The organism is Azospirillum sp. FG154 (assembly GCF_057809575.1).
Map to the genome: position 1 here is coordinate 340504 of NZ_JBMDKF010000002.1, position 13339 is coordinate 353842.

Below are 13339 nucleotides of genomic sequence, written 5' to 3' on the forward strand. Positions count from 1 at the left end.
CCGGGAAATCAGTGGATCGGCTCGCGGGTGAAGAGGCGGGCCAGACGCTGGCGGTCGACCTTGCCCGCCTGCGTCAACGGCAACGCATCCATTGCATGCACTGAACGGGGGCAGAACGCCGGGGGAAGCTTGGCTTTGAGATGGGCGGCGACCTCGGCGTCAAGGCCAGGCGACCGCCGTGACGACTGGACGACCAAGCGAAGCGAGCGAACCTGATTGCCCTCGTCACGATCGACGAGGAGAGCCGCGTTCTCGACCCCCGCGCATTCCATCGCCACGCGCTCGATCTCACCGCACTCGATACGGTTGCCTTTCCACTTGATCTGGCCGTCGCGACGTCCTTCGACGAAGAGACCACCAGTCGCATCGAGCCAGCCATAGTCGCCGGTGCGATAAGCGCGCAGGTTCGGTGTCGAGGTGGTTCCTGTGAAGGCCGACCCGTTGCCGGGATGGAGGACAGGGAGATAACCTGGCGAAATCTGGGGACCGATGAGCTCGATCTCGCCAACCAAACCGGGGGCGAGAGCTTTCCCCGTCTCATCCAGGATGCGGACCGCCATGCCGCCTTGCGCCGTGCCGAGCGGCAATGGGCCAGCGCCGACAAGCTGGTCCTGGTTCAGGGCAAGGCAATGGGTGACGCAGGTTGCTTCGGATGGGCCGTAGCCATGCAACAGCTCGGCATCGGGAAAGCGTTCGCGAAGCAGAGCCAGAGTGCTGCGATTGACTTGCTCGCCACCAACGAAGAAGGTTTTGAGGCGCGGCAGTTCGCGCGCGCAGAAAGCCGGGTCGGCGAGCATCATCGAAAGGAATGCCGGAGTGGAGGTCCAGCTTCCCGGTCCGACCTCCGGCATGCCGATGTCTCTGGAAAGGTGGCGCAAGGTCGCCCGTGCGTTGACGTTGTTGCGGTGGTCGAGAAGATAGACCGGACGCCCTCCGCGCAAGGCTGGCCAAAGATCGCTCGCCGACATGTCGAAAGCGAAATTCGCATGGTTGACATGGCCTCCTCCATGCCCCGCGCACCCATCGCAGAGCGGTCCGAACCAACCGAGGAAGCTCGCGAAGTTGCTGCGGCTGATCTGCACCCCTTTCGGCGTGCCGGTGCTTCCCGATGTCATGGTGAGACAGAGCAGGCCGTCACCCCGCACAGGAGGCATTGGTCCGAACTTCCGAAGCGGCGCAGTCTGAGCGGGTGTGATCTCGCGACTGTGCAAGGTGGGGATCGGAAGATCCGGGCGCCCGGAGCCGACGGCCAGAGCAAAGGTGGCTGAGGCGGTGCGGGCGATGCTGTTTAGACGGGTGGCTGGGCTGGAGGCGTCGGCAAAGACATAGCCACGCCCCAACCAGATGGCCGCCAGCATGGCGGCCACGGCCTCCGGTTCCTTGTGACCGTGAATGAGCATGATCCCATCCGGAAGATCACGAAGAACGGTGAGGAAGCGAAGGATCTCCGCGCCAAGCTGGCCGTATGTCCAATGGGCGTCGGGCATCACCAGCGCGGGAGCGTCGGGAGCCGATCCAATTGTGTCGAACACTGGCTGGAACAAGCTTTCAAGCATGGACGGTTCCTTCATCGATTTGCCGGGCCAGGCTAGGGCGGTGGCGGCGTGGACGGACCTGCACCCGTATCTCTCCGCGTGGTTCCAGGTTGACCCGCATGATCGGCGTCAGGTCTCCAGGTCGTGTTCCATCCGCCAGCGCGAGGTCGAAGCGGGATAGCAGCGCACGTGTCGCGAAGGTCATCTGCTGAAAGACGAGATTCATGCCCGAACATGTGCGAGGACCCACGCCAAACGGGAAATAGCTGTTCGGCACTTGGCTGGCGCGCGGGAGGAAACGGTCGGGATTGAACGATTTCGGTTCCGTCCAATAGCGCGGGTCACGATGGATCAGCCAATTGGCGAAGAGCACCATCGTACCGGCCGGCGCCGAACAGCCACCGAACGCCATGTCGCGCACCAGCCGACGCTCGATGAAAGGCAAGGCCGGGTAGAGACGTTGGGTTTCCCGCACGGCTGCAAAGGCGACCGGGGTCTTGGTCACTTGATCGGTCGCGGCAAGACCGGACCCGGCGCTTTCGTCGGCTATCCGCGCCGCAAGCATTTGATCGCGCGCCAGATTCGCCACGGTCCACACCAAGGCAAGGGCATTGATGTGAAGACTGGCGGCGATGAGGCCGATCACCACGGAGCCGACCGCATCCTTTTGTTCATGCTCGCCAAGGCCCGAGGGCAAGGCCGACAGGCAGGCGGCCGCGATCGTGTCGCCGCCAGTTCGGGCGCCCGCCATGGTCGCCGTCAGCACCTGATCGATCTTCGCCTTGGCCTCGGCGAACTGCGGCAGGACGAGATAATCCTCCGCCTTGGCGCTGGAGAGACGGGCCATGACGAGAAAGCAGGATTGCAGGCTTTCCACAAGATCGACCGCCGCCGAATGGGGAACATCAGGACCGAGGATCGGGCCGCAGACGCTGCGAACCGCCCAGTCGATGGCAAGCGGCATGAGCGGAACCCCGCGCGGGTCGCCGCTTCGCGATTCGATCTCCTCCACGAGCATCCGTGTTGCCGAAGCGAGGCATCGCGTGAACCAAGGGCTGGCCAGACGCGTCAGCGTGGTCATTTGTCGGCGCATGGCGCTCCATTCCTCACCTTGGCGGGCGGTGAGCAAGGAGGGACCAAGCAAGAGGCGGGTAAGGGCGGCGGAAGTCGGCAGGCGATCGAAGTCTTTCACAAAGGCGTCGCTCTGGCCTTGCCATTGGCCGACATGTTCGGCGGCGGCAAGGAGAAGGGTTTCGGAGCCATCCTCGAAGCGCAGCCGGAAAACATCACCAAAACGGCGAGCGCCCTGTTCGCTGAGGCGCAGCAGTCCGCCGGCTGCGGCGGCGCCCGCGACCTCGAACACCGGGCAGGCTGGAGATGGTTGCATGGGGCAGGTTCTCCTTCAGAGCGAAGCCTCGCCACCGGCATGGATGTGAAGCATGGAGTTGGTTTCGGCCAAGGCGCGCAAACGGGTTCGGTCAAGCTTTCCGTTCAGATTGAGTGGCTGCGGCAGCCCGCCGTACCAGCGGCGGGGCAGATAGGCGGCCGGCAGGCGCCTGGCCAACGCGGAGGCAAGCTCGGCCAGGTCGCTTTTGCTGGTCGGTCCGACGACGAAGGCGTCCAACCCGCGCGCCTCGCCACGGATGGCGAAGACATCGACGATGGCGTCCTCCACACCAGGCAGCGACCGGATGAAACCTTCAATGGCGTTGAGATCGATGCGGACACCCTGCACCTTGACCTCCCGGTCGAGGCGGCCGTGGAAGTGCCAGACACCAAAACGATCGACATGCCCCTGGTCGCCGGTGAGATAGGCGTTCGCCGTGGGAAAGGCGCGGTTCTGGCGTTCGGGCAAGCCGATGTAGCCAAGCCCCACCGCTCGGCCGCAGATCAGAATTTCTCCACCTTCACCGTCAGGCCGGGCATGGCCATCAATTGCGAGTTGCAGCCATGTGCCCATGCGGGGCTGGCCGATGGGGATCGCGTCATCGGATGCCAAATGAGCCGGGGTGATCTCCACGCCGGTAACGGCGACGGTGCATTCGGTTGGACCATAGGTGTTGTAGATGCGGGCGCCGGGAAACCGCTCCCAGATCCTGGACACGGTGTCTTTGGGCAAGACCTCGCCGCAAAAGAGGAAAACCGCCAGGTCGGGAAGCGTGTCCGCCTTGAATTGGGGAGCCTTCAGATAATAGCGGATCACCGAAGGGGTCGAGACCCACCAGCCAACCTTGTCGGACCGCAAGCGCGCGATATGCGAAGCGGGATCCGCGAAATCGCGATGATCCAACGTGCACAGAGGTATCAGCGTCGTCCAGGACAGCCAGAGTTCAAAAAGCGATACATCGAAGCAATGGCGGACATTGCCGGTGACGGCGGCGGGCGTCCCCAATGTTTCGCGCAACGTGATGAGCCAGGCGACAAAATCCTGCAAATTGTCATAGCTGATCTGGATGCCTTTTGCGGCTCCCGTCGTGCCTGAAGAGAACATGATGTAGCAGACGTCCCGATCTTCGACATGGGGCGGACTCACGGGTGCTGGCGCCGCCTGTTCCGACGGCTGCGGCACCATCAGAACGCTACAGTGAAGTTTTGGCCGGGTGGATCGAGGTTCCGTGGCGACAAGAAGCAGGCCGGCCGCACAGTGGGCCGCGATCTCCGCGATGCGCTGGACCGGCGTGTCGGGTTCGACCGGCACGATGGGGCGGCCAAGGAGGAGCGCCGCCCAATAGGCGATGGGGAAGCGGCGATCCTTGTGCGCCAAAATCAGGATAGGGCTGCGGTCTCCCTTCCATCGACCGGATATCCGGTTCGCGAGGCGGCTCGCTTCCCGGTGAAGGTCGTCGAAGGACAGATCTCCATCGGCATGACGCCAAGCTGGGCTTTCCGTCCCGGCGAATGCGTGAAAGCAGTCCAGAAGGGCGGCGTGGGCGCCCGCCATCACGCCAAAGCCTTTTCGGTCTCGGACATGCATTTGCCGACATGGGCGGCGATTGTGCGAACGGTGCGGAAATCTTCGGACTGCATGCGTGAAGGGTCCATTCTGAGCCCCTCAACCGTCTCCTCAAGCATCAAGTTGAGATCGAGATACAGCCCACTGTCAAAGCCAAGATCCTCGACCAGGAAGGTCTCTTCGGTGATGGCATGGCTGTCGTCGATGTCCATGACCTGGCGGATGGCATCGATCACTTCGTTCACATAGGTCGTCATATCTGACATCTCCGAAGCGGAAGGATTGGTCGAGGGGAGTTCGGTTCAGGCGTCCAGAGTTTCACGCTCCCGGACCCGGCACTGGATGCGGACGGGCGCGCGGGGTTCCAGCAGGATGCGCTGGACGGGCTTCCAAGCGACCGGCTTGCAATCGGGCACGCGCTCAAGCGTCATCCGTCCGCAGATGCGGGAAACGGCGAAGGTGAGCTGGGGGAGAGCGAAATTCATGCCGATGCAGCCACGCGGGCCAAGGCCGAAAGGGAAATAGGCGCTGTGATCGATCTTGCCGTTTCCAAGGAAGCGCTCCGGGCGGAAGCTGAGCGGATCCGGCCAGACCTGCGGATCGCGGTGGACCAGCCAGGGGGCGAACATGACCGTCGTTCCCGTTGGCGCCTCCACGTCACCGAAATCAACCGGCTCGCAGGTGACTCGTTCAATGAAGGGGACGATGGGCGTGATGCGCAAGGATTCACGCACTGCGGCTTGTGCTTTGGGGAAGTCATCCATGCGCCAATCCCGCCCGTGAGCCGACAGGCTTTCCGTATCCTTCCGGCTTTCCGCATGGATGCCGTCGGCGATCCCGGGCGCGTCCGCCAATTGGAAGAGGGTCCACAGCAATGTCAGCGCCGTGGTGTGGATGCTGGCGACCAGATTGCCGGAGACGATGGGGACGAGAAGCCGGACAAGGTCGGCATCATCCAACCCCTCGCCCACGCTGTCCGCGACGACGGAGACCATGGATTCCCCGCCTGGCTTCCGTGTCCGCACCGCCTTGTCGACCAGGGCGATGGTCAGGTCGCGCATGTGGACGACACGCGGATCCTCGCGCAACGCGGCGATGTCGCGTTCCTCCTCCGCGTGGAGCGTCAGCTCGAACATGGTTTTCACCAGACCGTCGACGACCGCGAGCGTTTGTTCGTCTTCGATCTCGTGACCGAGCATCGGCTTGCTGACGGCACGGGCGGCCCAGATGGCGCAGGTCTCCCACAGGGTGGCCCGCCCCCCGTCACGCAAAAGATCGTCAAGCAGGGCGTCGCTGGCGGAAACGAGGGCGGAGGAGAAGCTTGGCTCGGTGATGCGCATCAAGGGCATCGACTGGCTGCGCCGCTCCTTCCAGAGTGGGCCTTCCGGCGTGCTCGTCACCGAATCCTTCAGAAGGAGGGCGACGACGGCGGCGGTGGAGGGAAGCTGTTCGACTTCCTTCCGGAAGGCCGCCGGATTGCGGCGAAACACGTCGTTGTGGCGCCGGTCGGAGAGGAGCAAAATCTCCGAACCGTTTGGAAGAACCACGCGCACGGTTCTTCCGTGACGGCGGGCGGCCAATTCCGCCCAGGTCTGGAAACCGGGGAAGCCGTGACCATCGAGGCGGATCGTATAGGTCGGGATCTGGGACAGCGGTCTGGGACGAGGCGCTGAGACGGCTTCATGCATTGATGATCTCCTCCGCAGGGCGGCTGATGCCGCCGCTCCGGTTGTGACGCGTACCGGGGACCGGGGCCGCAAGCCGGGCGGGCTGTGGTTCCGAGACGGAGCCGGACGTCCGTTCCGCGAGGGGCGTGGCAAGACGGGCGCTCAGAGCGAGCTTGTCGATCTTGCCGTTTCCGTTTCGCGGCAGATGCGCCTGGATATGGAAAGCGGCAGGCGCCATGTGGCTTTCGAGGCGCGCGCCGCACCAGACGGCAAGCTCCTGCGGGAACCGCTCCGCATTCGGGATCGACGACATGGCGACCGGCTCGACGAAGGCGATGACCTTGTGGCCAAGCACTGGATCGTCCACGCCGAGAACTGCGGCCTGGGCGATGGCCGGATGCGCGAGAAGAACGTCCTCCACCTCACGTGGAGCGACCTTTTCGCCCCGGACCTTGAGGACATCGTCCTTGCGGGCGATGAAATACAACAGACCGTCACCATCCAACCGACAGATGTCGCCGGTGTGGAGCACCTGCTCCCCAGGCAGGGGACCCGGCTTCAACTTGCGGTCGGTCTGCTCCGGGTTCCGCCAGTAACCCTTCATCACCGTGCTGCCCCGTATCACCAGTTCACCGGTCGCCTCCCGGGTGTGGCGGACGCCCTGCTCATCGACGACCCAAAGTTCGGTGTTGGGGATGGCGCGACCGACGCTGCCCGGGTGTGTCGCAAGCAGGGTCGGCGGCAGATAGGTGCAACGGTGGCACTCGGTCAAACCATACATGGAGAAGATCTCGGCCGACGCGAACAGCTCACGCAGAACCCCGATCTGGCGTGGGGACAACGCGGCCGCCGTATTGGTGACGATGCGGATCGCCGAAAAATCGAACCGGGCGGCGAGCGGTTCGATCAGCGCGACCATGGTCGGGACCAGGGGGAGAACCGTGGCCTTGGACTGCACGAGCCGATTCAGTGAGAAGAATGGCTTGGCGAATGATCGTTCGACGACCAGTTCCGCTCCCACAAGCGCCGTCATGGTGATCTGGTGGAGGCCATAATCGAAGGTGAAGGGCACAGCGCAGAAAACCGCGTCGCTGGCCTGGTAATGCAGATATTGGGCGACCGAGCGGGCTGCGGTGAGCACGTTGAGATGGCTCAGCATCACCCCTTTCGGGTTCCCGGTCGAACCCGAGGTGTAGATGATGAGGGCGAGATTCTGGTCGAGGTTCGCCGGTGGAGTCTCCGCCTCGTCGTCACGGCCCAGCAGGAGATCGGGCAAGCAGGCGGCGGACGGCGCATCGACGGATCGGTCGGCGACGATCAGCGTCATGTCGAGGCCTTGCGCCGCATCATGCAGCGTCTTCCAAATCTCCGCGTCGGCGATCGCGACCGAAGGCTGGCAATCCTCCAGAATCCAGCGAAGCTTCTGTTCCTTGGTGTCGGCATTGACCGGCACGATGGTCGCGCCGCTGTAAACCGCCCCCCAGAAGGCGAGCACGAAATCGACGCTGTTGCCCATGAAAAGCACGACCCGGTCGCCAACATCGACACCGTCGGCGCGTAGATGCCGGGCCAGGCTGGAAGCGGCGCGATGCATCTCGGCGAAGCTGAGCGAACGCCCTTCGCCGGTCACGCCGATGCCGCCGGGATCACGCAAGGCAGCCTGCCGCAACAGGCCACCGAGGAGATGGTTATCCTGATTACCAAGCATCGTCACCATCCTTCCTGAGAATGAGAGCCGCGAAGGTTCCGGTCATGCCTGCGGCGAAGGTCATGGCGTATCTGTCGCGTGCGGTCTTTCCAGTGCTGTCGCGCCAAGACCGCAGATTGATGAAGGCGTCTCCGCAAAAGCAGTGGCCGAGTATGGACAGGTTGTCCTTGATGATCTCGACGTCGGGGATGCCAAGCTGCCGGGCCACCTTGTCGAAGGTGAAAGGGCTGAGATGGGTCGGCAGGAGGATATCGAGTTGCCGAGCTCCGATCCTGGCGCGGGCAAGGGCGCGCTCGATGACGGCGATGATGGTGGGGATATAGGCGTCATCGAAACGGTTGCGGGTTTCCAGGTCATGCTTGACGACAGGATCGTAAATGCCGGCCACGCGCCCATGTGCGCTGGCGACGACATGGAAACCTTTCCCATCTTCAGGATGGACATCTATCAGGGCTGCGGTGGTCCCCTCGCCGAAGAGTCCGCTCTGTGGCGCGTATTGCAGCACCGCGTCGAAGCACTTCTCGCCGGTCAGGATGACGAAAAGGCGGCCCGACGCGTTGGCGTTGACGGCCCCGGCGAGGAATTCGAGCGCGCTGATGGCCGAAGCGCAGGCGCTGTTGGTGATCGAGAACACCTCGGGGATGCCGCCCAGGAAGCGGCGCGCCAACTCGCCCAGGATGTGGTGGTCGATGGGAGTGGTGTTGTTCAGGGCATGACAGTAGAGAAGACCGTCGATGCGACCGAACGCGCCGGGATTGGCGGTCATGAGCCTCGACAGACTTGCGGCCAGAGTGTCCCGAAGGCTCCCACCCTCATGAAGGCAGGCCGACCGCAGGCCGTAGAGGCGGGAGAAGATGCGCTGGTCGCGGTCGCTCCAACCATACAGGTCTTGCAATTCGTCCAGTCCCACGAGGCGGCCATCCTCGACCGACGTGGCGATGTCAAGAATGCGCATGGTGGAAGATCCCAGGCTTGGCCGTCGGCAATGCGATGCGGCATCCAGCGGCGAATCCGCCCAGGGCCACTGAAAGCAGGGTGCAGGCCCGGTCGTCGGAAGCGGCGAAGCCGTCGTTGAGATGACGGTCGAGCAGCAGCAGCGGATCGACCGTGTAGCAATGGCCCGCGAGTGGCAGAAGATCGAGTTTGATCCGTTCGACCGCGACCCCGCTGGCTCGACAGAACTGGGTCCAAACGAGCCGATTGATGTTGTGGGGCAGGATCGGTTCCCCGCCGTCAAGGGAAGCGTCCAGTCTTCGCAGGATCGAAAGCACCGAATTGGTGTGGGCGGCGTTGAAGCGCCGCATTTCCTCAGGGGTTCCGTACTGACCAAAGGCGAAGCCGGGAGTGTTGGCGACGAACAGATCCAACACCCGGATCCCTTCCTCGCCGCGATCAACCGTAAGACCGGCAAAGGCGTCGCCAAGCAGCGTGCAGCCGGGGATGTAACGCTCGGTCATCGGCAGCGCCGACTGGTCGTCACCGGCAAGAATGGCGACACATTCGGCAAAGCCGCCAGCCAGGAGTTTCCCGGCAAGGTCGAGCGACCAGAAAAGGCCGGCGCAATTGTATTGGTCGATTTCAAAGCTGTTGCGGATCCTGGCCAGAAACGGATGGTCCCGCCCCAGGCGAACCATTGGAGACGCATCCCCGGAATACTGCACGGGAATCCCGTGGGTGTAGATCAGCGCATCCGGCAAGGCGCCCGCATGCCGTCGCTGCAACTGATCGAGAACCAAAGCGAAAGCATCGGCGATGTCCGATCCGGGCGCGGAGACGGCCACGGTGTCGATGCCGAAGACACGGGTGAAGACGCGGGCCTCGACAGCGGGCGCGCCGGTCGCACGGATGATGTCGGCGGCGGGAACCCGCATGGCCGGAATGTGGCTTGCCAGCGACGCGATGCGCATCAGGCGGCCCTCCCCCAATGGAAGGCGACGCCGGTCAGGCAGACGCTGTCACGGGTCAGCAGAAGATAGGTGCCGCCCGGCTCGGCAAGCTCGCTCATGCGCGCGAATGGCCCGGAGCACAGCAGCCGTGGGTCGGCGGCGGCGGTGGCCGCGAGAGCCTTGCGGTGGTTCGACAGGAGATTGAGCAGGAATGGTTCGGCGATGAGGGTGATGTCCTGAAACCGCAGCGCGAGCTTCTCCGTCAACTGCCGAAAACTGTTGTCGAGGCTCTGGCCGGGCAATGGCACACGCATATAGCCGGCATAGAGCAAGCCCTCGGTCAAGCTGGTGTCGATGGAGATCACACAGGCGCTATTCGCCGGCTGGTAGCGCTCGACGATGTCCGAACGGTAGAGAAGATGTTTCTGATCCATGGCGAGGAGCAGGCCACGGCTGCGGCCATCGCGCAGGTACCTGCACATGCAGTCGAGAGCGAAGAAGGGGGCGGAAAGGCCATGATCGGAAATGGCAAAGCCGAAGCTGTCGTCAAGTTGCAGCTTGTGCATGACGAAGTTGGTGACTGAAGTGCCGAGATGGAGATCCGGCAGCCAGTGCGCCAACAGGACGAAGTCGATGCGCGAGAGATCGACCCGGTTGCGCAGCCGGTCCAGAAGCGCGTCGGCCATCGCCGCGAAGGGCGCGCGGTCCGGCGCGCTGAGCCACGCCTCGACGTTGCTGTCGGCGTCGCTGTAATCAAGGCCATTCGAGCGGAAAAATGCCTTGGTGTATTGCTCCCAATAGTCCTTCTGATCCAGCCAATGCGGTGACGGCGCCTCCAGCGCTGTGAACTGATCGCAAATGATGTGAGTGGGATCGATGAAAAGCGTCATGGTCAATGCCCCGGCTGGTAAGAGCGGAAAGCATTGAGCGAATGGATATGAGAGCTGCCTTCCATGTACTCGAAGGCGCGACCGTCCCGTATCAGCTTGAACAACGATGAATCGGCGAATATTTCGCGTGCGGGAAGAGCATCCACAATGTAAGCGCTGACTGCATCCACCAGCGCTACGGCATCAAGCTTGAACTGGCTTGTCTGATGGGAGGCCGCCCGACCGACGGCATGGTCGAGACCAATCCGCACCATGCGCTGAAGAAGGGCCGCATGGGTGAGCGCGAACTGGTCGAAGTCCGCGCCGACTGCCCCCAGCCTGGCGACGCGATCGAGCAGACCGCGCGCGGTGCCCAGCGCCATGGCCGCCACCAAGGGGCGATGCCGGGAGAAGACCGAATTGATGGCCATGAACCCGTCACGCAGCGACGAGGGGACGCCGCCGATCAGCATGTCCTCCGTCACCACGAGATCCCTGATCCGGATCTCGGTCAAGTCGGCGCCGGCAAGTCCCACGGTCGCCAGGCGTTCTATCGCGAAGGCGTCTCCGGCTTCGCCCGGATGCACCATGACCAACGCTCGTCGGTTGCCCTCCTCGAACCGTGCGAAGACCAGACCGACGCTGGCGCGCTTGGCGCCGCCAATCAGGATCTTATGGCCATTCAGGACATAGTGGTCGCCCCGTCGCCGCAACACCGTTGCGCAGTTGGCGGCGTCGCTGCCGCCGGATGGCTCGGTGATGGCCAGGAAGGTGAATTGCGGCGCTTGCCGATAAGGTCCGAAAAACCGTTCCTGCTGCGTCGGCGTGCCGAGGATGCCGACCGCCGCACCGGCCAGGGAGGGGCCGGGCATGGCCATCAGGCTGCTGGCGTCGAAGCGCGCCAGACGTTCGATGATGGCCAGAAGGGCGGGATACTTCGCCTCCGGCAGCTCGATTCCGACATCCGCAGCCTTGAAACCATTGAAGCGTTCCGGCACATCCAGAAGCGCCAGCGCCTTGGCGAGATCATCCTCGAGGAGCGGCGCGTAGGCGTCCGGGTCGCGATCAAGCGCAAGGCCGGTGCGGCACAGCAATGGTCCCAGCCGACAGAATCCTTCGATTGCCGGATGCTCAAGCAGGTTCATGGGTCGGCTCCTTCAGGCGGATGCGCGCGCAGTCCAAGGGCTGTGGAGTTTGCATCCTGATGAGATGCCTGACGCTGTCGGCATGTCGGACGATCAGCGCCTTGACGCCATCGATCATGATTTCGGCGGGATGGCCAAAACTCAGGAAATGGATCGGCGACGCGCTCGGCCCATAGGCGCCGGATTGGCCGATCACGATCAGATCGCCGGGCAGAAGCTCAGGCAACGCCACGTCCTGGCCGATGATGTCGGTGGGCGTGCAGAGAGGACCCGTGACGGTCCAGAGTGCGGTCGCCCCGTCCTGCTCGGTCTTGCCGACGACGGTGATGGGAAGGTTCTTGCGAAAGGCGGAACCCAGACCGGCTGCGGCGCTGTTGCAGTTGGAGCCGCCATCGCAGACCGCGAAGCGTTTCCCCTTCGTCTCCTTGACCGTTCGCACACGGGTGACGAAGACCCCTGCGGGAGCGGTCAGATAGCGGCCAAGCTCAAAGGCGATGCGCGTCTGCGGCTGTTCGCGCTGTCGTCGGGCCAACTCCGGCGCGAGGTCCCGCGCGAGCGCATCAATATCGAGGTCCTGCTCCTTCTCGAAATAGGGAATGCCGAAGCCGCCACCGACATCCACGAAGTCCAGCGCCTTCCCCGTCTTCCGCGCCACGGCGTCGGCAAGTTCCAGAATGCGCCGGGTGTTCTCCGCGATGGCGGCGTGATCGAGGATGCGGGTCCCCATGTAGACATGGAGACCGTGCAGGCGCAGGTGGGAGAACCGGACGAGGCCATCCAGAACGGCATCAAGGCTCTCGCTGTCGATGCCGAACTGGGTGGCTCGTCCGCTCATGGCAAGCCTCGCCCCGCCGGTCCGGAACCCGGGATTGATGCGCAGCGCCACCGCCTGGCATGTGCCGTGGGACGCGGCTATCTTGTCGAGAAGACGCAACTCTGAAAGGGATTCGGCGACAACGGCGCGGACTCCCACCTCGACAGCCCGCGTCAGCTCGGGCATGCCCTTGGCTGGACCGACGAAGATCATGTCCTGTGCCGCCACCCCTGCGGCAAGGGCGACCTCCAACTCGCCAAGACTGCAAATTTCGGCCTTGGCGCCGGCTTCGCACAGCGTTCTGACCACCGACAGGTTCGGGTTGGCTTTGAGCGAATAAAAGAGATCGGCGTTGGGGAAGGCGTCACGCACGCGCCGGACGCGGGCGCGCAACGTTTCGGCGTCGTAGCAATAGAACGGCGTGCCGACAGCATCGGCCAGTGCGGACAAATCGGGGGGAACGGGGATCATGCCGTCACCTCGGAGAGCAGCGTGCCGAGATGGTCGGACAGGGCCTTGATGCTGGCGAATGCGTTCGGCAGGTTGCCGTCGAGCTCCTCGACCAGTTCGAAGAGGTCGATCGGCATCCCGTCGAGCAACTGGGTCAGTTCCGAGATGAAGCGGACGAAGTCCAGGGAATCGAGCACTCCGCCCTCGCCATAAAGAACGGCGCCCTCCTGGGCCCCGGCGAGGCGTTGGGCGTCGATGCCGATGTTTCCAAGGGCCTTGGTGATGACGGGCGCAAAAGCAGCCATGATTCAT

The 13339-nt window shown here is 63.6% G+C and carries 12 protein-coding genes; all 12 read right to left on the reverse strand.

Translation table 11 applies throughout. The features are described 5' to 3' along the window. Window positions 1-8: 8 nt before the first annotated feature. From ACODS4_RS03710 to ACODS4_RS03765, 12 genes are read right to left on the reverse strand one after another with little or no spacing between them, the layout of a single operon-like run. Window positions 9-1556, reverse strand: coding sequence for an AMP-binding protein (locus tag ACODS4_RS03710; RefSeq protein ID WP_488860838.1), 1548 nt, complete (start codon window positions 1554-1556; stop codon window positions 9-11). After that, on the reverse strand, window positions 1549-2922 hold the full coding sequence (locus tag ACODS4_RS03715; protein WP_488860840.1) for a cytochrome P450: 1374 nt from the start codon (window positions 2920-2922) through the stop codon (window positions 1549-1551). The genes ACODS4_RS03710 and ACODS4_RS03715 overlap by 8 nt, the downstream gene beginning before the upstream one ends. Window positions 2923-2937: 15 nt before the next feature. After that, window positions 2938-4476, reverse strand: a complete 1539-nt coding sequence (locus tag ACODS4_RS03720; RefSeq protein ID WP_488860842.1) for an AMP-binding protein — start codon at window positions 4474-4476, stop codon at window positions 2938-2940. After that, a complete protein-coding gene (locus tag ACODS4_RS03725; RefSeq protein WP_488860844.1) occupies window positions 4476-4745 on the reverse strand; it encodes a phosphopantetheine-binding protein in 270 nt (89 codons plus the stop codon). The genes ACODS4_RS03720 and ACODS4_RS03725 overlap by 1 nt, the downstream gene beginning before the upstream one ends. 45 nt (window positions 4746-4790) lie before the next feature. Continuing rightward, window positions 4791-6176: a cytochrome P450 gene (locus ACODS4_RS03730; RefSeq protein ID WP_488860846.1), complete on the reverse strand. Its 1386-nt coding sequence runs from the start codon at window positions 6174-6176 to the stop codon at window positions 4791-4793. After that, the gene (locus ACODS4_RS03735) at window positions 6169-7863 is read right to left on the reverse strand and encodes a class I adenylate-forming enzyme family protein (RefSeq protein WP_488860848.1); all 1695 of its coding nucleotides are present in this window, start codon (window positions 7861-7863) and stop codon (window positions 6169-6171) included. The genes ACODS4_RS03730 and ACODS4_RS03735 overlap by 8 nt, the downstream gene beginning before the upstream one ends. Next, window positions 7853-8818: a beta-ketoacyl-[acyl-carrier-protein] synthase family protein gene (locus ACODS4_RS03740; protein WP_488860850.1), complete on the reverse strand. Its 966-nt coding sequence runs from the start codon at window positions 8816-8818 to the stop codon at window positions 7853-7855. Before ACODS4_RS03740 ends, ACODS4_RS03735 begins: the two co-directional genes overlap by 11 nt. After that, window positions 8805-9770, reverse strand: coding sequence for a beta-ketoacyl-[acyl-carrier-protein] synthase family protein (locus ACODS4_RS03745; RefSeq protein ID WP_488860852.1), 966 nt, complete (start codon window positions 9768-9770; stop codon window positions 8805-8807). Before ACODS4_RS03745 ends, ACODS4_RS03740 begins: the two co-directional genes overlap by 14 nt. Then, complete coding sequence (locus ACODS4_RS03750) at window positions 9770-10639, reverse strand: hypothetical protein (protein WP_488860853.1); 870 nt, start codon at window positions 10637-10639, stop codon at window positions 9770-9772. Before ACODS4_RS03750 ends, ACODS4_RS03745 begins: the two co-directional genes overlap by 1 nt. A gap of 2 nt (window positions 10640-10641) precedes the next feature. Then, window positions 10642-11763 (reverse strand): acyl-CoA dehydrogenase family protein, encoded by a 1122-nt coding sequence (locus ACODS4_RS03755; protein ID WP_488860855.1) that lies wholly within the window; start codon window positions 11761-11763, stop codon window positions 10642-10644. Then, on the reverse strand, window positions 11750-13048 hold the full coding sequence (lysA, locus tag ACODS4_RS03760) for a diaminopimelate decarboxylase (protein WP_488860857.1): 1299 nt from the start codon (window positions 13046-13048) through the stop codon (window positions 11750-11752). The genes ACODS4_RS03755 and lysA overlap by 14 nt, the downstream gene beginning before the upstream one ends. Beyond that, window positions 13045-13332, reverse strand: coding sequence for a hypothetical protein (locus ACODS4_RS03765; protein ID WP_488860859.1), 288 nt, complete (start codon window positions 13330-13332; stop codon window positions 13045-13047). Before ACODS4_RS03765 ends, lysA begins: the two co-directional genes overlap by 4 nt. Window positions 13333-13339 lie beyond the last annotated feature (7 nt).